This window comes from Corallococcus terminator (assembly GCF_003611635.1).
Taxonomy (GTDB): domain Bacteria; phylum Myxococcota; class Myxococcia; order Myxococcales; family Myxococcaceae; genus Corallococcus; species Corallococcus terminator.
In genome coordinates, this window is the sequence record NZ_RAVZ01000093.1 from 1 (window position 1) to 19,088 (window position 19,088).

The 19,088-nt window shown below is 70.6% G+C and carries 16 protein-coding genes; 9 read left to right on the forward strand and 7 right to left on the reverse strand.

Annotation, left to right across the window (positions count from 1 at the left end):
- Nucleotides 1-4: 4 nt before the first annotated feature.
- The 3 genes from D7V88_RS15490 (at nt 5) to D7V88_RS15500 (ending at nt 4,107) form a co-directional block, all read left to right on the forward strand.
- On the forward strand, nt 5-1,012 hold the full coding sequence (locus tag D7V88_RS15490) for a zinc-dependent alcohol dehydrogenase family protein (protein ID WP_120541439.1): 1,008 nt from the start codon (nt 5-7) through the stop codon (nt 1,010-1,012).
- A gap of 132 nt (nt 1,013-1,144) precedes the next feature.
- Entirely contained in the window at nt 1,145-2,503 is a 1,359-nt protein-coding gene (locus tag D7V88_RS15495; protein WP_120541417.1) for a M16 family metallopeptidase, read from the forward strand.
- Nucleotides 2,503-4,107, forward strand: coding sequence for a M16 family metallopeptidase (locus tag D7V88_RS15500; RefSeq protein WP_120541418.1), 1,605 nt, complete (start codon nt 2,503-2,505; stop codon nt 4,105-4,107). Before D7V88_RS15495 ends, D7V88_RS15500 begins: the two co-directional genes overlap by 1 nt.
- A 20-nt stretch (nt 4,108-4,127) precedes the next feature.
- Here D7V88_RS15500 and D7V88_RS15505 read toward each other — a convergent pair whose 3' ends face one another.
- Nucleotides 4,128-5,156: a DUF3616 domain-containing protein gene (locus D7V88_RS15505; RefSeq protein WP_120541419.1), complete on the reverse strand. Its 1,029-nt coding sequence runs from the start codon at nt 5,154-5,156 to the stop codon at nt 4,128-4,130.
- Between the two features lie 210 nt (nt 5,157-5,366).
- On the opposite strand from D7V88_RS15505, the gene D7V88_RS15510 reads away from it, so the two are divergent.
- Nucleotides 5,367-7,286, forward strand: a complete 1,920-nt coding sequence (locus D7V88_RS15510) for an OmpA family protein (protein WP_120541420.1) — start codon at nt 5,367-5,369, stop codon at nt 7,284-7,286.
- A gap of 145 nt (nt 7,287-7,431) precedes the next feature.
- Here the strand turns inward: D7V88_RS15510 and D7V88_RS15515 are convergent, their stop codons facing one another.
- Both D7V88_RS15515 and D7V88_RS15520 read right to left on the reverse strand, forming a co-directional pair.
- Nucleotides 7,432-8,010: a TlpA family protein disulfide reductase gene (locus tag D7V88_RS15515; RefSeq protein WP_120541421.1), complete on the reverse strand. Its 579-nt coding sequence runs from the start codon at nt 8,008-8,010 to the stop codon at nt 7,432-7,434.
- On the reverse strand, nt 8,007-9,071 hold the full coding sequence (locus D7V88_RS15520; RefSeq protein WP_120541422.1) for a CFI-box-CTERM domain-containing protein: 1,065 nt from the start codon (nt 9,069-9,071) through the stop codon (nt 8,007-8,009). The genes D7V88_RS15515 and D7V88_RS15520 overlap by 4 nt, the downstream gene beginning before the upstream one ends.
- A gap of 112 nt (nt 9,072-9,183) precedes the next feature.
- On the opposite strand from D7V88_RS15520, the gene D7V88_RS15525 reads away from it, so the two are divergent.
- From D7V88_RS15525 to D7V88_RS15535, 3 genes are all read left to right on the forward strand, one after another.
- Nucleotides 9,184-9,471: a hypothetical protein gene (locus D7V88_RS15525; RefSeq protein ID WP_120541423.1), complete on the forward strand. Its 288-nt coding sequence runs from the start codon at nt 9,184-9,186 to the stop codon at nt 9,469-9,471.
- Between the two features lie 104 nt (nt 9,472-9,575).
- A complete protein-coding gene (locus D7V88_RS15530) occupies nt 9,576-10,826 on the forward strand; it encodes a S1C family serine protease (RefSeq protein ID WP_120541424.1) in 1,251 nt (416 codons plus the stop codon).
- Between the two features lie 149 nt (nt 10,827-10,975).
- Complete coding sequence (locus D7V88_RS15535) at nt 10,976-11,245, forward strand: vegetative protein (RefSeq protein WP_120541425.1); 270 nt, start codon at nt 10,976-10,978, stop codon at nt 11,243-11,245.
- Nucleotides 11,246-11,293: 48 nt separating this feature from the next.
- Here the strand turns inward: D7V88_RS15535 and D7V88_RS15540 are convergent, their stop codons facing one another.
- Entirely contained in the window at nt 11,294-12,028 is a 735-nt protein-coding gene (locus D7V88_RS15540; protein ID WP_120541426.1) for an RNA methyltransferase, read from the reverse strand.
- Between the two features lie 72 nt (nt 12,029-12,100).
- On the opposite strand from D7V88_RS15540, the gene D7V88_RS15545 reads away from it, so the two are divergent.
- Nucleotides 12,101-12,670: a hypothetical protein gene (locus tag D7V88_RS15545; protein WP_244238169.1), complete on the forward strand. Its 570-nt coding sequence runs from the start codon at nt 12,101-12,103 to the stop codon at nt 12,668-12,670.
- Nucleotides 12,671-12,746: 76 nt separating this feature from the next.
- Complete coding sequence (locus tag D7V88_RS15550) at nt 12,747-13,703, forward strand: phosphoribosylaminoimidazolesuccinocarboxamide synthase (protein WP_120541440.1); 957 nt, start codon at nt 12,747-12,749, stop codon at nt 13,701-13,703.
- Nucleotides 13,704-13,745: 42 nt separating this feature from the next.
- Here D7V88_RS15550 and purB read toward each other — a convergent pair whose 3' ends face one another.
- From purB to D7V88_RS15565, 3 genes are read right to left on the reverse strand one after another with little or no spacing between them, the layout of a single operon-like run.
- Entirely contained in the window at nt 13,746-15,059 is a 1,314-nt protein-coding gene (gene purB / locus D7V88_RS15555; protein ID WP_120541428.1) for an adenylosuccinate lyase, read from the reverse strand.
- Nucleotides 15,056-16,015, reverse strand: a complete 960-nt coding sequence (locus D7V88_RS15560) for an ABC transporter substrate-binding protein (RefSeq protein WP_120541429.1) — start codon at nt 16,013-16,015, stop codon at nt 15,056-15,058. Before D7V88_RS15560 ends, purB begins: the two co-directional genes overlap by 4 nt.
- Nucleotides 16,012-19,077: a protein kinase domain-containing protein gene (locus D7V88_RS15565; protein WP_120541430.1), complete on the reverse strand. Its 3,066-nt coding sequence runs from the start codon at nt 19,075-19,077 to the stop codon at nt 16,012-16,014. The genes D7V88_RS15560 and D7V88_RS15565 overlap by 4 nt, the downstream gene beginning before the upstream one ends.
- Nucleotides 19,078-19,088 lie beyond the last annotated feature (11 nt).

Below are 19,088 nucleotides of genomic sequence, written 5' to 3' on the forward strand. Positions count from 1 at the left end.
TCCCATGAAGGCGTACGAGCTCCAGCACACCACCGGCATCGACGGCTGGGTCCCCGTCGACAAGCCCCGGCCGCAACCCGGCCCTGGCCAGGCGCTCGTCCGCATCCACGCCGTGTCCCTCAACTACCGGGACCTCATCATCGCCAAGGGCACCTACCCGGGCACCCGGACGCCCATCGTCCCCATCTCCGACGGCGCGGGCGAAGTCGTCGCCGTCGGCTCCGGCGTCACCCGCGTCAAGGTCGGCAACCGCGTCGCCCCCACGTTCTTCCAGGTCTGGACCGACGGTGAGCGCACCCCGGAGAAGGTCGCCCACGCGCTCGGCGGCGGCGTCCCCGGCGTCCTCGCCGAATACGTCTGCCTGGACGCCGACGGGCTCGCGCTCCTGCCCGACTGGCTCACCTACGAGGAGGGCGCCACCCTCCCCTGCGCCGCCGTCACCGCCTGGAACGCGCTCGTCCCCCAGGGTGGCCTCAAGCCCGGACAGACGGTGCTCGCCCAGGGCACCGGCGGCGTGTCCATCTTCGCCCTCCAGTTCGCCCGCATCCTCGGCGCCCGCGTCATCCTCACCTCCAGCAGCGACGACAAGCTGGCGAAGGGCAAGCAGCTCGGCGCGGAGGGGCTCGTCAACTACAAGAAGTCGCCGGCCTGGGAGCAGGACGTCCTCGCGCTCACGGACGGGAAGGGCGTGGACCACGTGCTGGAGGTCGGTGGCGCCGCGACGCTGCCCCAGTCCGTGCGCGCCACCCGCGAGGGAGGCCACATCGCGCTCATCGGGCTGCTCACCGGTGCCCCGGGCAAGCCCGACAACGCCGTCACCGGCAGCAAGCAACTGCGCGTCGTGAGCACCTACGTGGGCAGCCGCGAGATGTTCGAGGACATGCTGCGCGCCATGGCACCCCAGAAGACGAAGCCCGTCATCGACCGCGTCTTCCCCTTCGACCAGGCCCGCGAGGCCCTGCGCTACATGGAGTCCGGCGGCCACTTCGGGAAGATCGTCATCTCCGTGTGACGCTGGTGGACACCGCGACGCGCGCCCGAAGAATCCCTCCCCTGGGAGGACGACCTTGGGCGTAACGTCCCGCGCGACTTCCGGGACCGCTCGCAAGCGCATGGGCGGGCCCGGCACTGAAAGGGTTCGCGCATGCCCCGCCTGTTGCCCCTCCTGCTGATGCTGATGGCGCCGGTCCTCCCGGCGGCCGCCCAGCCCCAGGAGTCCTCCCGCTTCTTCCCCTACACGCTCAAGACGACGAAGCTGCCCAACGGGCTCACCGTGGTGCGCGTGCCGTTCAACTCGCCCGGCATCGTCGCGTACATCACCTCCGTGCGCGTGGGTTCCCGCAACGAGGTGGAAGCCGGCCGCACCGGCTTCGCCCACTTCTTCGAACACATGATGTTCAAGGGCACGAAGTCCAACCCGGAGGGTCAGCGCGAGCGCATCCTCGGCGGCTACGGCTTCGACGACAACGCCTTCACCACCGACGACATCACCGTCTACCAGGCCTACGGCCCCACCGCCGGCCTGCCGCAGCTCATCGCCCTGGAGGCCGACCGCTTCCAGAACCTGGAGTACTCCGAGCCGTCCTTCCAGACGGAGGCCCTCGCGGTGCTCGGCGAGTACCACAAGAGCGCCGCCGCCCCGGACCTCAAGATCGAGGAGTCCCTGGCGAAGACGGCCTTCACCCGCCACACGTACCAGCACACCACGCTCGGCTTCTACGACGACATCAAGGCCATGCCGAAGGCCTACGCGTACAGCCGCACCTTCTTCGAGCGCTGGTACACCCCCGCCAACATCACCCTCTTCATCGTCGGTGACTTCGACGATGCCCAGGTGCTGGAGGCCGTGACGAAGCACTACGGCAACTGGAAGCGCGAGCTGGCCACCGTCGCCATCCCCGCCGAACCCGCGCAGACGAAGGCCCGCTCCGTCCACGTGGACTGGGCCCAGCCCACCCAGCCGCGCCACGTGCTCGCGTGGCACACCCCCGCCGCCCGCGCCGACACGCCCGACACCGCCATCCAGTCCCTCCTCGCGGAATACCTCGTGGGCGACACCAGCCCCGCCTACAAGGAGCTGGTGCTGGAGAAGCAGCTCGTTGAATCGCTGTACGTCTCCACCGCGCCCCACCGCGACCCGTACCTCTTCCCCATCGACGCCACCCTCCAGGACGAGAAGCACCGCGCCGCCGTGGACGCGACGCTGCGCCGCGACGTGAAGGCCCTGGTCGACGGCAAGGTGGACGCCGCGCGCGTGAAGGCCATCCAGGACCACCTGCGCTACGGCCTGCTCATGGGCATGGACACCCCGCGCGACGTGGCCATCGACCTGGCCTTCTACTCGGGCGTCATGGGTCCGCCCGACGCGCTCGCCAGCTACCTGAAGCAGTTGGGCACCGTGACGCCCAAGCAGCTCACCGCGTTCGCGAAGAAGTACCTCGTGGACTCGAACCTCACCGTCCTCACCCTCACCCCCAAGCCCGCCGCCGGAGGGACGCCGTGATGCTGAAGTCCAACCCGTCCGTGTCCCTGGTGTTCGCCGCCGCGCTGTCCTTCGCCGGTTGCGCCTCCACCCCCAAGCCCATGCCCGAAGCCGCGCCGCCCACGACGCCTCCGGCCGCCACCGACAGCGTGAAGTCCGACGCGCCAGTGCCAGCCGTGCCGCTGAAGCAGCCGAAGCCGATGGAGCTCGTCGTGCAGGCCCGGCAGGACACGCCGCTCGTCAGCCTGCGGCTCGTGTTCCACACGGGCTCCATCGATGATCCGAAGGGCAAGGAGGGCCTCACCTCCCTCACCGCGAAGCTGATGGCGGAAGGCGGCACGCGGAAGCTCACCGCCGCGCAGTTGCTGGAAGCCCTCTACCCGATGGCCGCCGAGCTCAAGGTCTTCACGGACAAGGAGATGACCACCCTCTCTGGCCGCGTCCACCAGGACTTCCTGCCGCGCTTCCTGGAGCTGTACACGGACACGCTGCTCGAGCCCCGCTTCGACCCCGCGGAGTTCGAGCGCCTGCGCGCCAACGCCCTCAATGCCGTGCGCAACGGCCTGCGCAGCGAGGACGACGAGACGCTGGGCAAGGTGGGGCTGGACGCGCTGCTCTACGCCGGCCACCCCTACGCCCACTTCACCGGCGGCACCGTGCAGGGCCTCCAGTCGCTCACGCTGGAGGACGTGAAGGCGCACGCGCGCCGCGTCTTCACCCAGGACCGGCTCGTCATCGGGCTCGCGGGCCCGGTGGATGCCACGCTCCAGCAGACCGTCACCTCGCGCCTCTCCGCGCTGCCAGCCACGGGGGCGCCCCGGGTGGCGCTGCCCGCCGTGCCTTCCTCCGCCGGCCGCACGCTCATCCTCCAGAAGCCCACGCTCTCCACCGCCGTGAGCATGGGCTTCGTCACGCCGATGCGCCGGGGCGACCCGGACTTCTTCCCGGTGGCATTCGCGCTGTCCAACCTGGGCGAGCACCGTCAGTTCGTCGGCATGCTCTTCAACGAGCTGCGCGAACAGCGCGGCCTGAACTACGGCGACTACGCCTACGCCGAGCACTTCATCGAGGACCGGGGCAACGGCACGTTCAACCGCACCAACCTCGTGCGCACCCAGCAGGACGTGTCCGTGTGGCTGCGGCCCGTGGTGCCCACCAACGCGGTGTTCGCCACGCGCGGCGCCGTGTACTTCCTGGACCAGATGTCGAAGCAGCCCCTCTCCCAGGAGCGCTTCGACCTGGTCCGCGGCTTCCTCCAGGGCTACACGCGCCTGTGGGAGCAGAGCGACCAGCGCCGGCTGGGGTACGCCATCGACTCGCTCTTCTACGGCACCCCGAACTTCCTGGAGTCCTACCGCGAGGCGCTGAAGACGATGACGCCGGAGTCCGTGAACGCCGCCGTGCGCCGCCAGCTCCAGCCGGAGAAGCTCGCGTTCGTGTTCGTCACGGAGGACGCGGACGGGCTCGCCAAGACGCTCAAGTCGGGGGCGCCGTCTCCCATCACCTACGCGTCGCCCAAGCCGCCGGAGCTGCTGAAGCTGGATGAGACGCTCATCCAGCAGAAGCTGCCGGTGCGTCCGGACGCCGTCCAGGTGGCCCCGGCCTCGGAGTTCATGGAGCGCTGAAGCGCGCGGCCTTCCGGCGCTCAGGGGCTTTGCGGCAACGCCGTCCACACGCCGCGGAAGCGCTTGAGCGCCGGATCCTTCTGGCGCTTGCACTCCACCCCGTCCAGCGACACGGTGCCATCGTCGCTCAGCAGCAGGACTTCATCCGACGTATCCGGCGTGAAGAACGCCTCCGGGTTGAGCCGCGACAGGTCCACCGACTCCACCGGCACGGGACGGTCATCCCCGCCCTTCCAGGTGAACAGCCGCGAGCGCGCCTCCGAGCCAGTGGCCCCCGCGGTGATGAGGTAGCGGCCCCGCCACGACGACAGCGAGCGGATGCCCAGGCCCCCCAGGTCCAGCAGGCGCGGTGCACCGAAGCGTGCCGACACGCCCTCGCGCACCACCGCCTCCGGGTTGAGCAGCGGCACCACCAGGGCCTTGCCCTGCGTCAGCGGACTGCGAAAGCCGATGAGCATCCCGGGCGCATCCAGCATCGCCGTCAGGCCCTCGATGTTGAGGCCCCCGGCCTGCTTCGGCGGCAGCGGTTCCGCATCCACCAGCCCGTACGGCGCGAGGCGCGGCTCCGCGAGCAGGTCCTCCAGCAGTTGCGTGTACGGCTGCCCGATGAGCTGCACGTGCTCCGCATCGCTCGCGTTCGTGGCGAAGAAGCGCAGGCGTGCGGGCTGCTTCTTGCCGGAGCTGTTGCGGCCATGCGACGTGAGCCAGAAGGCCAGGTTGCCCAGCCGCGAGCCCGCCTCGATGTCCGTCTCCGGGGGCTTCTTCTTCACCGGCAACTCCAGCGACGGCGACAGGTCCACCGTCTTCAATGGACGGCCTCCTTTGCGCGCATCGTAGAGGCGCAGGATGTTGTCCTCGTCGTCCGCCACCATGAACAGGTCGCCGCCCAGCTCCACCGCGCCGGAGGCATCACAGCTTCCCTCGAAGACGACCGTGCCCGCGGGCTCAGCGACCGGCGGAGGAGACACGAGGGCCTCGCGCCGCACCGTCGCCTCGCGGTTGCCGCAACCCACCACCAGGACACATCCCCACAGGAGCCAGCGATTCATGTCGCTGTTTCTCGCATGGCCTCCGACGCTCCGGGAGCCCGGAAACCCTTCGTGAAATGTGACGTAACCAACACGACACATCACCTCATGGCGGGGTGCCCCGCCCCTCTCGTGGGCACTCCGAATTGTAGAAATGGCACAGGGCTGTAGCTCACATCCGGAGGGTGGCTTTTCTTCCGGCCCTGGGAGGTGGGTGCTAAGAGCCTCAGCATGCAATGCCCCGACTCCGGGCACGTTTCGTGGAGCCGGTCCGCAGGCAGCGCAGCCATCCGGCTCGCGGCCCTGGGCCTGCTGCTCACCACGGCAGCGGCCCACGCACAGCCTGATCCGTTCTCCCGCGGCTTCGACGCCGTTCCCGTCAAGCCCACGGCCGCGCAGTCCAGCGGCATCGCGTTGGAAGGCGCAACCGCGGAAGCGGTGGGCAGCTACCGGGGCGCACTGCTCCTGGACTTCAACTGGCGCATCCTCGCCCTCAAGCTGGGCGACGAGAAGCTGGGCGACCTGCTGCCGTACCGGCTGGACGCGCACCTGCTGTTCTCCTACCAACTCCTGGAGCGGTTGGAGCTGGGTGTGGACCTGCCTGTCACGCTCATCCAGGGCGACAACTTCTCGCTGCTCGGTGACGCGCTGAACGCGCCGGACTTCCCTGGCGCCGCGGGCGTCAGCGGCACCACGCTGGGCGACATCCGCCTGCTGCCGCGCGTGAACCTGCTGAACCCGAACCGCTTCCCGGTGGGGCTCGCGGTGGTGACGGAAGTGCGACTGCCCACGGGGAGCGCGCAGAGCTTCACCGGTGAGCGCGGCGTGGTGTTCGCGCCGCGTCTGGCGGTGGACTGGAAGGTGGGCCCGCTGCCCGTGCGCGTGCTCGGCAACGCGGGCGTGCTGCTGCGTCCGGCGGCGCAGTACCTGAACCTGCGCGTGGACGACGAGCTGACGTTGGGCGCGGGCGGCATCGTGGACCTGCCGGACATCGGCCGGCTTCGCGAGGTGCGGGGCGTGGCGGAAATGCACCTGCGCACGCCGCTGGCGCGCCCGTTCAACTTCGACCAGTCGGATTCGCTCAAGACGCCGTGGGAGCTGCTCGTCGGCGCTCGCGCGAAGGTGTGGGGCAACTGGGGCGTGGAGCTGGACGTGGGCCGCGGGCTCAACGTCACCACGGGCTACGGCCGCGAGGCCCTGCGCGTGATGCTGGCGGTCCGCTACGACACGTCCGGACTGGATTCGGATGGCGACGGCGTGCCCGACACGCTCGACCGCTGCCCCACGCAGCCCGAGGACAAGGACGGCTTCGAGGACTACGACGGCTGCCCGGATCCGGACAACGACGGCGACGGCATCGCGGACGGCGACGACGCGTGCCCCAGCGTGAAGGGCACCGTGGAGACCAAGGGCTGCCCGGTGGAGCCGGAGAAGGACACCGACGGCGACGGCATCATCGACAAGCTGGACAAGTGCCCGGACGTGCCCGGCCTGAAGGACTTCGACGGCTGCCCGGACACCGACATGGATGAGATCCCGGACGGCGAGGACGACTGCCCCGACGTGGCCGGCCCGCCGGAGAACAACGGCTGCCCGTACGACGCCCCGCCCTACGTGGTCGTGGAGTCGGACCGCATCCGCATCAAGGGCAACATCCTCTTCGAGACGAACTCCGCGGTCATCCAGAAGCAGTCGTACCCGCTGCTCGATGAAGTGGCGGCGGTGCTCGCCAAGAACCCGACGCTGGGACCGGTGCAGATTGAAGGGCACACGGACAACAAGGGCTCGCGCACGCTCAACCTGGACCTGTCCAAGCGGCGCGCGAAGTCGGTGCTCGACTACCTGGTGGGCAAGAAGATCGACCGCAAGCGCATGACGTCGCAGGGCTTCGGGTTCGACCGCCCCATCGACACCAACGACACGGCGCTCGGCCGCGCGAAGAACCGGCGCGTCGACTTCAAGCTCGTGAAGTCGGAGCTCGAAAGCGGCCCGAAGGAGACCATCGTCCCCAACGGCCAGCCGCCTCCGCCCGGCACCCAGCCGCTGCCAGGCCTGGGCGGGCCTCCCGCTCCCGGCGCGACGACGCCTCCGGCCACCCCGCCGAAGCCGCAGGCCGCGCCGGATGCGGGCACACCGGCTGGCAAGAAGTAGCCAGGGCGGTTGGGACGGTCCGGCGAACGGGCCGTCCTGAAGAACCTGCACGGCCGGGAGGACGACTTCCTCCCGTCACCGCGTCAGGGCAGGTGATGCCCGGCGGACGGCCCTCGTGCGGAGGACCGTCCCCGTCACTCCGGGACTACTTCTTCAGCGCACGCTCGATGCGGCGGCGCAGGCCGTCCTCGGACAGCATGCCGCGCTGGGCGTCCGTCACCTTGCCGTCGCGGTCCAGGAAGTAGAGCGTGGGCAGCGCGTTCACCTGGAAGGCCCGCGCCATGTCGTCGTCCGCGTAGACGACGTAGGGCTTCAGGTCCGGCTGGAAGCGGTTGAGGAAGTAGTCCACCTCCTGCTCCGCCGTGGCCCCTTCGTCCCGGCTGGCCGCCACGAACACGAGCCCCTGGGACTCGTACTCCTTCGCCAGCTTCACCAGCGACGGCATCTCCTCGCGGCACGGCGGACACCAGGTCGCCCAGAAGTCGAGCATCACCACCTGGCCCTTCAGGTCCGCCAGCACCATGGAGCCACCCGCGTGCTTGCGCAGCGGGAAGGCCGGCGGCGCCGACCCATCCGGCACCAGTCGCGCCCGCTGCCCCTCGCGCACGCCCAGGAACGCCAGCGCCGCCAGGCCCAGCACGGCCACCACCGACAGCGCCGTCTTGGCGCCATCCCCGCGCGCGCCCGGCGGCTTCGGTCCCTCGGTCCCAGCCTGCTGTGTCATCCGCGTTCCCTTCGTGTCAGGCGGCCGTGCACCCGCGTCAAGGCCCAGCGCACCCCGGCCCGCACACGCGGCCGACGCACCACCCAGGCCGCCAGCGGAGGTCCCCAATGATAATAGCCGTCGATGAACCCCTGACCGAGCCGGCTCTTCCTGAGAACCTCGTCCCGGTACGCACGAAACGCCACCAGCTCCGGCGCGCCCTCGCCAAAGGCCGCGGTCACCACGAAGCACGACGACGCGGGGCTCACCCACATCAGCTTCATGTTGGTGTGGTTCATCACCACCTTCAGCTCGCGCTGCTCCGTGTAGAGGAACGCCAGCAGGTCGCGCCGGGCGGCCGGGAACTCCTGCCCGCTGGCCTCCTCGAAGTCGATGCGCGTCGTGACGGCGCTGCCCACCTCGTCCACCGTGAAGCGGTAGCGCTTGGAGCTGCGCCGGACCTCCACCTCCAGCCCCTTCAGCTCGCCGAAGTAGGCCATGAAGGGCACCCGGCACGCCGGACACACGAAGCGGTGGTACGCGTGCGTCGGCAGGAAGGCGTAGTCCCCCAGCCGCTTGCAGCCGGTGTTGGGGCACATCAGCCTGACGCCCACCTGCGCCGCGTTGCGAGGGTCGTAGCGCGACTGGCCGCTGGCCTTGTCGAACACCGGTGGCGGCCGCGCCGGCGGGCCCACCATCTGCCGCGTGGGGTGCGCCGAGCGCTCCAGCTCCTGGGCCTTTCGCCACGCCAGCTCCGCCGCCTCCAGCCGGCCGTCCGCCGTGTGCACCAGCGCCTCCGCGTGCGCGCGCAGGGCCGCCACCAGCCGGTCCACCAGCGGCGACATCGCCGGTTCGCGCGCCACCGCGAAGGCCTCCGCCAGCACCCGCTCCATCTCCGGCAGCAGCGCCTGGGCCGCCTTGCGTGAAGGGTCCTCCGCCCGCCGGTACACCGGAGGCTCCGGCAGCTTCGCGAACAGCGCCGAGGCCGAGGTCCGCACGCGCTCCAGCGCCGCGTCACCCCGCCCCACATCCAGTCCCGCCGCCCGTGTCTGGGCGGCCCTGATGAGTTCTTCGGGCAGCAAGGCCGTGGACCTTAAGGGCCCGCCCGCCCCCTGTCAGCGACTCCCGTCGTGCCGGTCGGAAACTCGCCATGGCGTTGGGGACGATGTAAGACGACGTAGGAGGATGTGAATCATGGGCGTGTTGAAGTTCCTGGTCTGGACGGCATGCGCGGTGGGTCTGGGCGTCTTCCTGGCGCGGGGCAACGTGGACGGTCGCTCGCCGCTGGAGCACATGGAGCGCACCTGGAAGCGTTCGGTGAACCCTTCCGCGATGGACAAGGTGAAGGGCAGCTTCGAGGACGCGCTGGACGACGCGAAGCAGGCCGTGTCCCAGAAGTCCGCCAACACCGCCGCGCCGCGCGAGCGCATCACCGAAGAGGACCGCGCGGCCATCAACAACATCATCGCCAAGAAGAAGTAGGCGCCGGCCGCGGCTGATCGCACCGCCGCCCCCTTCCGCCCGCCCGACACCGTTCATACCTTGCGCCGGGGCGTTGGGTTGGACGGTGGTGGAGAGGCGGGCCCATGGGTTGGACGCGGTTCGGGGGCGTCATCAAGGTGGCGGTCTTGGCATGCGCGCTGGGAGCGACAGCGCGCGTCGAGGCCCGTGACAAGAAGCTGTGGATGGAGGCGCAGAACCGCGCCGTGTCCCGGCAGCACTCCAACATCAGTGAGGTTGCCCGCAAGGCGATGCCCGCCGTGGTGTCCATCACCACGCGGCAGGACAGCGCCGACGTCCCCGAGGGCGAGGAGCCCCAGCGCGGCATCGGCTCCGGCTTCATCATCCACCCGGACGGCTACATCCTCACCAGCGCGCACGTGGTGGAGGGGGCCTCCGAGGTCACCATCTCCGTGCGCAGCGCCAACGGCTACGTGGAGGAGTTCCCCGCGACCGTGGTGGGCGAGGACGAGCGGACCGACTGCGCGCTGCTCAAGGTGGACGCGCCTCGGAAGCTGCCGGTGCTCAAGCTCGCGTCCGCGTCCCACGTGGGCATCGCGGACTGGGTGGTCGTCATCGGCAACCCGTTTGGCCTGGCGCACTCCGTGACGGTGGGCGTGGTGAGCTACCTGGGCCGCACCGACGTGACGCCCAACGGGCGCGACGGCGACTTCGACTACGTGCAGATCGACGCGTCCATCAACCCGGGCAACTCCGGCGGGCCGGTGTTGGACCTGCACGGCGACGTGGTGGCGGTGGCCAACGCGGTCAACGTGTCCGGCCAGGGCATCGGGTTCGCCATCCCCATCGACATCGCCAAGACGGTGATTCCGCAGCTCAAGGCCCACGGCCGCATGCGCCGGGGGTGGATTGGCATCAGCGTGCAGGACTTCTCCCCGGAGGTGGCCGCGGCGTTCAACCTGATGCCGCGCGGCCGGGGGGTGGTGGTGACGGACGTGGTGGAGGACAGCCCGGCCGCCCGCGCGGGCCTCCGGGCCGGCGACGTCATCCTCGACCTGGACCGCCGGACGGTGGAGCGCGCGCACACCCTGCGCTGGCAGGTGGCCGCGCGGGGCGTGGGCCAGCACATCCGCCTCCAGGTGCGCCGCGTGGGCCGCCCCATGACGATGCGGGTGAAGCTGGACGCCCTGCCCTTCACGGAAGCCGACGTCCCGCCGGCCACCCTGGCCTCGAGCGCCGCTCCGGGCGGACGCCCGGCGGAGGCGAAGTCCGTCCTGGAGGACCTGCTCTCCCCTGTGCCGCGTGCCAGCGCGGGGCAGGCGGCCGGCCAGGGCACGGGCGGTTCCGGGGGCTCGAAGGGCATGCCCGTCCCCTGACAGGACGGACCTCCGGGGCCCCTGCGGGCCGCCAGCCTCCTTGCGTTCCGCGAAATCGGGCGATACACCGTGCGCCTTCCATACTGCGGCGGGTCCACCCACGTGGCGCCGCGGGTTTTCGCGCATCGATTCGCAGGAGAGTCCGCACCATGGCCGAGGCCACCCAGACGAAGAAGTCCACCCATTGGCCGCGCACCGCCAAGGGCAACGGCAAGAAGGCGTGCACCGTGGAGGGCTGCAAGCGCCCCTACCGCGCCAAGAACTACTGCTTCTTCCACTACAAGCAGTGGCGCCAGGGCGACCTGCCGCACTCTCGCTACCGCACGTGCTCCAAGGCGGAGTGCCGCCTGAAGGTCCTCAAGGGCGGCCTGTGTGAGAAGCACTACGCGGAGACGTACAAGAAGGACGCGGCGGCTTAAGTCGCCCGTCGTTCCCGCTTCACGTGGCGCCGGCCACGCCTCCCGCCCTCACTCGCGGGAGGTTCCCGGCGTCACCGCGCGGCCCAGGTGCTTGAAGGCGTTGAGCCACAGCTCCGCTTCCCGCTGGGTCAGCCGCGAACGCATCAACGTCTGCTCCAGCTCATGCAGCACATGGTCCGGCGCCTGCCTGTTCAGGAAGTCCGCCGCCAGCATCGTCTCGCGCATGCGCTTGCTCAGCGCGCCGAGCGTCCCCAGCCGCGCCCCGGGCTCCTCCGCCGGCGGGCCGGAAGGCTCCACGCCCTGACGGTGGCAGAGGTACAGCAGCACCGACGCCGACTGCGCCAGGTTCATGGACGGCTGCACGTCCGACGTGGGGATGACGAGCACGTCCGCGCAATGCGTCAGGTCCTCGTCGGACAGCCCGCGCTGCTCGCCGCCGAACAAGAGCCCCACCCGGCCCCGCTTGCTCTCCTCCGCCAGCCGCCGCGCGGCCTCCTCCGGGGTCAGCGCAGACCGCCCCACGACCTGGGTGCGCGACGTGCTGCCCACGACGTACACGCAGTCCTGCACGGCCTCCCCCAGCGTCGGGGCGACGGTGAGGGCCTTGAGGACGTGGTCACTTTTGACAGCCAGACGTTCCGCGCCGGCGAAGTCGCGGGTGATGGGCTCCGAGAGGACGAGGCGTTGGAAATCGAAATTCGCCATGATCCTGCAGACCGCCCCAAGGTTGTCGGGTGAGCGGGTCTGATGAAGGATGACGGTGAGTTCCGAACCTGGACGCATGCCCCCGAGTTTAGCTGGTGGTGCGTCGGGGTGATCGGTATATTCCCGCTGATGCGTCGCTGGGTCCCTGGCTTGCTTCTGTCGCTGTCGCTCCTCACCACCGCGTGCGGTGGCGCGGGCACGCCCGTGCGTCCTTCGCTGACGTCGCGGCAGGCGCTCACCAGCTCGCCCGAGGTGGTGGAGTTCGAGTCCCCGGCGGTGCGCTTCGAGCTGTTCCGGGACATCGCCCGGCAGTCGGAGCAGGAAGCCGGACAGTCCGCGCAGGGCGTCGCGCTGTTCCCCATCATCCAGGGCAACGAGTTCGTCGCGGCACCGGGCTTCGAGGCCCGCGCGGACCTGCTCCAGCCGCCGGACGCGGGCAGCAGCCTCCAGTTCGTCTTCGACGGCCGGGCAGCCGAGCGGTGGCCGGAGGATCGGCGGGAGAGCCTGCAGGGGCTGTCCGAGCGCGAGGCCGCGGAGCTGGTGGCGCGCACGCTGCTGGCGCTCTGGGACATCCACCCGGAGGGCGTGGTGCAGGTGGACCGGGCCGCGGGTGCGCCGTACGCGGTCGCCTACGTGGACGGCATCCTGCGGATCAACCCGGCGTTCCTCTATCTGGCGTCGGCCTACGGTCCCGCTTCCATGGCGGCGGGCCTCCAGTAGAGTCGCGCGCCTCATGAGCTGGCCCCGCTCCCGCCCCTTTCCGGCGGAGTGGCCGGGGCCGCGAGGCGCCTCCGACGTGAACACCTCCGCCCTCCACGCGCAGCTTTCCCACACGCTCCGGCAGACGGACCTGCCGACGCTTGGCCAGCCCTACAAGGGCAAGGTCCGCGATACCTACCGCCAGGGCGACAAGCTCATCCTGGTGACGAGCGACCGGCTGTCCGCCTTCGACCACGTCCTCACCACCATCCCCTTCAAGGGCGAGGTGCTCAACCGGCTGGCCGCCTTCTGGTTCGAGCGCACGAAGCACATCTGCCCCAACCACGTCCTGGACGTGCCCGACGCGAACGTCACCGTGGCGCGCGCGTGCGAGCCGTTCTCCGTGGAAGTGGTCGTGCGCGGCTACCTCACCGGAAGCCTGTGGCGCGACTACGAGAAGGGCACGCACACCGCCTACGGCCTGCCCTTCCCGGAAGGCCTGCGCAAGGACAGCGCGTTCCCCACGCCCATCCTCACGCCGTCCACCAAGGCCGAGTACGGCAAGCACGACGAGCCCATCTCCGAGAAGGAGATCCTGGCGCGGGGCCTCGCCACGCCGCGCGACTGGGCCCGCATCACGGAGGCCGCCCGGGGCCTGTTCCAGGAGGGCCAGAAGTGGGCGCTGACGCGCGGCCTCATCCTCGTGGACACCAAGTACGAGTTCGGCAAGGTGGGCGACGAGCTCTTCGTCATTGACGAGATGCACACCCCGGACTCCAGCCGCTACTGGGTGGCGGACGAGTACGAGGCGCGCTTCGCCAAGGGCGAGGACCAGCGGATGTTGGACAAGGAGAACATCCGCCAGTGGCTCATCCGCGAGCGGAACTTCTCCGGCCACGGTGAGCTGCCCGCCATCCCCGACGACGTGCGCGTGGACCTGGCCACCAAGTACGTGGCCGCCTACGAGCGCATCACCGGCACGTCGCTCGCGCTGACGCCCGGGGATGTGCACGCGCGCATCGAACAGAACCTGCGGGCGAAGGGCTATCTGTAGGCCCCGTCGCCCTTTCTGGCCCTTCAGCTCGGAGACGCCGCGCTAGCTCGCGCGGCCGAACACGCGCTGGAACACCGCGTCCATCTGACGCGTGTGGTAGCCCGGGGAGAAGCAGTCCGAAATCTCCTCGGGCGACATCATCTTGAGCAGGTCCGCGTCCGCGAGCAGCGCCTGCCGGAAGTCCACGCCCTCCTCGAACATCTTCATCGCGTTGCGCTGGACGACGACGTACGCGGCCTGCCGGTCCATGCCCTTGCGCGCCAGCTCCAAGAGCAGCCGCTGCGAGTTCACCACGCCGCCCAGCAGGTCCAGGTTCTTCTTCATCTGCTCCGGGTAGACGCGCATGTTCTCCACGAGCCCCGCGAAGCGGTGGAGCATGAAGTCCAAAAGCCCCGTGGCGTCCGGCCCGATGACGCGCTCCACGGACGAGTGCGAGATGTCCCGCTCGTGCCACAACGCCACGTCCTCCATGGCGCTCACCGCGTAGCCGCGCAAGAGGCGCGCGAGGCCGGTGAGGTTCTCCGACAGGATGGGGTTGCGCTTGTGCGGCATCGCGCTGGAGCCCTTCTGGCCCGGCGTGAAGGCCTCCTCCACCTCGCGCACCTCCGTGCGCTGGAGGTGACGGATTTCGACGGCGAACTTCTCCAGGCTGGAGCCGACGAGCGCGAGCGCGGTGAAGAACTCCGCGTGCCGGTCGCGCTGCACCACCTGGCTGGAGGCGGGCGCGGGCTTGAGGCCCAGCTTCTGGCAGACGTGCTCTTCCACCGCGGGCGGCAGGTGCGCGAACGTGCCCACCGCACCGGAAATCTTGCCCACCGCGATGGACTCACGCGCGTGCTCCAGGCGCGTGCGGCCCCGGCGCAGCTCGTCGTACCAGATGGCCAGCTTGTGCCCGAAGGTGATGGGCTCCGCGTGGATGCCGTGGCTGCGGCCCATCTGCAGCGTGTGCTTGTGCTCGAAGGCGCGCTTCTCCACCGCGGCCAGCACGCGGTCCATGCCCTTGAGGATGAGGTCCACCGCGTCGCGCAGGGTGAGGCCCAGCGACGTGTCCAGCACGTCCGAGGACGTCATGCCCAGGTGCAGCCAGCGCGCGCTGGGCCCCACGCGCTCCTCCACGAAGGTGAGGAAGGCGATGACGTCGTGCTTGGTGGTGCGCTCGATTTCGTCGATGCGCGCGGCGTCTTCCGTGGAGAAGTCACCGGCGCGGGCCAGGCAGTCCTCCAGCGCGTCCTTCGGGGCGAGTCCCTGCGCGACCATGCCCTCCAGCGCGGCGAGCTCCACGTCGCGCCAGCGGCGGTAGCGGGCGACGTCGGACCAGAGGGAGGCCATCTCCTGACGGCTGTATCGTGGAATCACTCGTAGACCTTCACGGCAAAGTCCCGGCGCGCCGCGAACCGGAGCACTTCCAGCGCGACGTCACAGGACGGACCTGACTTCTTCGCGGCGGTGAGGTTGAACGAGAGGTCCAGGCCTTCAGGCCGCGCCACCGCCAGCGCACCGGGATCGACCCTCTCGTGGATGATGCGGTTGGCGAGCCTCCCCGCCTGCTGCCCGAGCGCCAGCGGGGCCGGCGAGAGGGCAAGCGTCGCGCCCTCCTTCACCTGGCTTGCCGTGAGCGCCACCAGCGGGATGCGGCGGGCGGCACTGAAGGCGATGAGCGCCTGGACGACGGACGCATTGCCCACGGTCTTGTCCGCAACCATCAAGAGGCCGTCCACCTTCCCGACGGCGCCCTCCAGCACTTCCCCCACGCGCTCCTGCGACTCCACGGCCAGCGGGACGATGCTGAGCCCCAGCCCACTTCCCACGGAGCGCGCCTGCGTCACCGAACCCGCAGAGGAGCGCGGGTCGTGCAGGATGCCCACGCGCTTCGCGGCGGGAGCCAGGGCCTTGAGCGCGGCCAGCTCCGGCCCGAAGTCGCTGGTGAGCGCGATGCCGGTGACGTGCGGCGCCTCCAGGCCGTACTTCTCGTGGTACGGCACCATCGCGAACAGCACGGGCACATCACCGCCCAGCGAGCGCCGCGCGGCATTGGCCGCCAGCGGGCCCAGGGCCAGTATCAGCGCCGGCTTCTGCGCGGCCAGTGACTTGAAGACGCGCGCGGCCTCCGTGGGGCTCTCTTCCAGCGTCACCTCGGTGACGTCGGCGCGCGCTTCCGAGCTGAAGCCAGCGAGGAAGGAGGCGTACGGCGCGAGGCTCGCGGACTTCACCGCGACCACGCGGGGACGGGCGGGACCGCGCGACGGGGCCTGCGCGAGGACGACGACAGGCAGGAGGAGCGTCAGGAGCGGGAGGCCCCGAATCCACCTCATGGCAGCACGTTCGCGCAGCAGCGGAAGCCCAGGTCCGGAGCCATCAGCTTCGGAGCGCCCTGCTTGCGCGCGGCGCACCGGGACGCGTCGCTGGCGCCCATGAAGGAGCCCCCCTTGATGGTCATGTCGGCGCCGCCCTTCTTGAACTGGGTGTCGGTCCACTCCGCCGCGTTGCCCGACATGTCCGACGGCAGGAATTCAGAGTGCTGGCAGGACGGGAAGCCCCCGGCGAGCGCGAGTGTCGCCGCGGTGCCCGTGGCCGTGCCGGTGTTGCAGGCCGTGGGGCTGTCCTCCCCTCGCGAGAAGCGCGCGTTGCCCGGGCCCTTGCAGGCCTTCTCCCACTCATCCTCCGAGCACAGCCGCTTGCTGGCGGCCTCGCAGAGGGACTTCGCATCGAGCAGGCTCACGGAGACCCTGGGCAGGCGGCTCCGCTTGTTGGGGAACTCGAATTCGTCCACGCAGAACGAGCCCACCATGACGCTTTCGATGGGAAGCTCGTCACTGGAGCCGGACGACTGCCGGTCCTCCTTGGTGGAGCCCCGCTTGAAGGTGCCTCCACTCACCAGCTTCATGCCGGGGGGACATTGCCCCGTCGCCATGAGGCCGCCCGCTGTACCGGCTGCGGCGCCGCCGGGCGTGGCGGGCACGGGCGCGTTCTTCGCGGCCTGGGCCTGACGGATGCGCAGCCAGATATAGCCGCCACCCGCGCCGAGCACGATGCCCATCACCGCGAGGATCACCATCCACATCATCGAGCTCGGACCCGAACGGGCCGGCTTCGGCTGCGTGGCGCGAGTGGATGGCATCGTGTGCAGGCCGGAGACCGAGGGCGGCAGGTTGCGCGACGAAGCGCGGCCCCCTGACGGTTCGCCCTTGCGGGGGCGTCCGCCCGTGGAGTTCTCGCCCTGCGCGTTGGTGGAACGGGCCGGGCCCTGCGCCGCGGGGGCGCGCGAGGAACCGCGAGGCGCGGCGGCCTCCGCACCGCGAGAGGCGTTCGTGCTCCGGGGGTTGCGACCGCCCCGGCTCGACGAACGGGACTCGGAGGACTCATCGTCGTCGGAGCTCCGGCCGCCCTGGCGTCCGTCGCTTCCCGTCGCGTCCGTGCCGCGACCCGACCGCGCGTCCTGACCGGAGTCGGTGCCGCGTCCGCCCGAGCGCCCATCGCCGGACGAAGCTTCTCCGCTGCGACCGCCCGCGCGCGCGTCCTGGCCGGCGTCGGATCCGCGACCACCCTCGCCGCTGCGACCCGCGCGTGCGTCCTGACCGGAGTCCGTTCCGCGTCCGCCCGAGCCGCCCGACGAAGCCTCTCCGTTGCGCCCCTGACCGGAGTCCGTTCCGCGTCCGCTCGAGCCACCCGATGAGGCCTCTCCGCTGCGCCCCTGACCGGAATCCGTTCCACGTCCGCTCGCTCCGGCCGACGAAGCCTCGCCGTTGCGTCCCGAGCGCGCGTCCTGACCGGAGTCCGTTCCGCGTCCGCCCTGCCGTGCATCACCGGACGAAGCCTCGCCACCGCGCTCGCTGCCGCGACCCGCCTGACGACCCTCGCCAGCGGCCCCCTCCGCGCTCCGGTTCCCCTGACGCGCGTCCGCACCGGACTCCGCGGAACGGGACGCCGCACGGGGATCCGCCGGGAACGAAGGCTCCTCCGCCTTCGCGAAGATGCGCATCACCGGCTCGGCGGCCTTCGCCGCCGGAGGACGCGCCTCGGGAGCCGCCACTCGGGGCTCCTGCTGCGTCGCCGCATCCGGCGCCTGGCCCAACAGCCGCGGATCCTGTGCCGCGCCAGCGTCCGCGCCACGCCCACCACCGCGCCCCGTGGGACGCTCCGGCACCGCGCGCATCTCCTGCTGCGTCGACGCATCCGAAACCGAGCGCGCCTCGGGGCCCGTGATGTAGTCGAGCGCCTTCGCGTTCGAGCCCAGGATGGCCGCCAGCGTCGCCGCATCCAGCGGCTGGGTCGCATCCGGAGGCGGCGCTTCCTCCTCCGCCTGCACGGGTTCGGCCGGCGTGGGCGCGGTCGCGATGGGGAGCATGCCGGTGGGCACCGGCGGCAGCGGCTTGTTCGCCGCTCGCGCGGCCACGGCGGCGGCGGGCAGCGCCCCCGTGGGCGGCACCGCGCGCGGCCGGGACGCGGCGGCCGGGTGACGCTGCACCAGCGCCGCGAACTCCGCGTGCAGGTCTCCCCCCGACTTCGGACGCGCCAGCGGGTTCTGGTTGAGCGCGCGCCGGTAGAGGGACTCGAACGCGGGCGGCAGGTCCGGGTGGCGCACCGTCACCTCCGGCACGCCGCCGTCCTCCGGCAACAGGCCGGTGACCATCTCCCCCATCAACACGCCCAGCGAGTAGACGTCCATGCGCGTGTCCAGCTCCGCGCCATTCACGTACTCGGGCGCGATGTACGCCGCCGCGCGGTGCCCCCGCTGCGCCTGCACGAAGGGCAGGTGCGGCACCGCGAGCCCCAGCCCGTAGTCCGTCACCTTCAGCAGGTCCGGCAGGACGAAGACGTTCTCCGGCTTCAGGTTCGAGTGCGGCCCGAAGCGGTGCGCCCCATCCAGCGCCGCCGCCATCTGCGCGAGCAGCGGCTCCACTTCCTTCAGCGAGAACAACTGCCCCTTCGTCGCGCGCTGCTCCATCATCCGGCGCAGCGTGATGCCCTCCAGCAACTGCATCGCGAACCAGGGCCGGTCCCCGTCCACGCCCTCCTCGTACACGCGCACCAGGTTGGGGTGGTTGAGCTTCTTGCCCACCCGCATGGACAGCGCGAACTGCGTGCGCTCCTCCGGCTGCTGCACCAGCCGGGGCTGGATGACCTTCAGCGCCACCTCCACGTCGATGGCCTGGTCCTGCGCACGGAAGACGAACCCCAACGGCCCGGAGCCGACAACTTCCTGGATGGAGTAGCGGTTGGCGACGACGTCGCCCGGCTTGTACGGCGCGCCCTCCGTTCCCCGTTTGCGCGCCGCCCCCGCGGCCTGACGCGCGGCCGCGTCGAACTTCTGGCCACACGTGGCACAGGTTTCACTCGTGTCGGGGACATGGCTGCCGCAGCGATAGCAGAGCAAAGCAGTGAAAC

What these genes read in the sequence shown, in the direction of transcription:
- D7V88_RS15490 (WP_120541439.1), top strand. Translation starts at nt 5, where the DNA reads ATGAAGGCGTACGAGCTCCAGCACACCACCGGCATCGACGGCTGGGTC.
- D7V88_RS15495 (WP_120541417.1), top strand. Translation starts at nt 1,145, where the DNA reads ATGCCCCGCCTGTTGCCCCTCCTGCTGATGCTGATGGCGCCGGTCCTC.
- D7V88_RS15500 (WP_120541418.1), top strand. Translation starts at nt 2,503, where the DNA reads ATGCTGAAGTCCAACCCGTCCGTGTCCCTGGTGTTCGCCGCCGCGCTG.
- D7V88_RS15505 (WP_120541419.1), bottom strand. Translation starts at nt 5,156, where the DNA reads ATGAATCGCTGGCTCCTGTGGGGATGTGTCCTGGTGGTGGGTTGCGGC.
- D7V88_RS15510 (WP_120541420.1), top strand. Translation starts at nt 5,367, where the DNA reads ATGCAATGCCCCGACTCCGGGCACGTTTCGTGGAGCCGGTCCGCAGGC.
- D7V88_RS15515 (WP_120541421.1), bottom strand. Translation starts at nt 8,010, where the DNA reads ATGACACAGCAGGCTGGGACCGAGGGACCGAAGCCGCCGGGCGCGCGC.
- D7V88_RS15525 (WP_120541423.1), top strand. Translation starts at nt 9,184, where the DNA reads ATGGGCGTGTTGAAGTTCCTGGTCTGGACGGCATGCGCGGTGGGTCTG.
- D7V88_RS15530 (WP_120541424.1), top strand. Translation starts at nt 9,576, where the DNA reads ATGGGTTGGACGCGGTTCGGGGGCGTCATCAAGGTGGCGGTCTTGGCA.
- D7V88_RS15535 (WP_120541425.1), top strand. Translation starts at nt 10,976, where the DNA reads ATGGCCGAGGCCACCCAGACGAAGAAGTCCACCCATTGGCCGCGCACC.
- D7V88_RS15540 (WP_120541426.1), bottom strand. Translation starts at nt 12,028, where the DNA reads ATGCGTCCAGGTTCGGAACTCACCGTCATCCTTCATCAGACCCGCTCA.
- D7V88_RS15560 (WP_120541429.1), bottom strand. Translation starts at nt 16,015, where the DNA reads ATGAGGTGGATTCGGGGCCTCCCGCTCCTGACGCTCCTCCTGCCTGTC.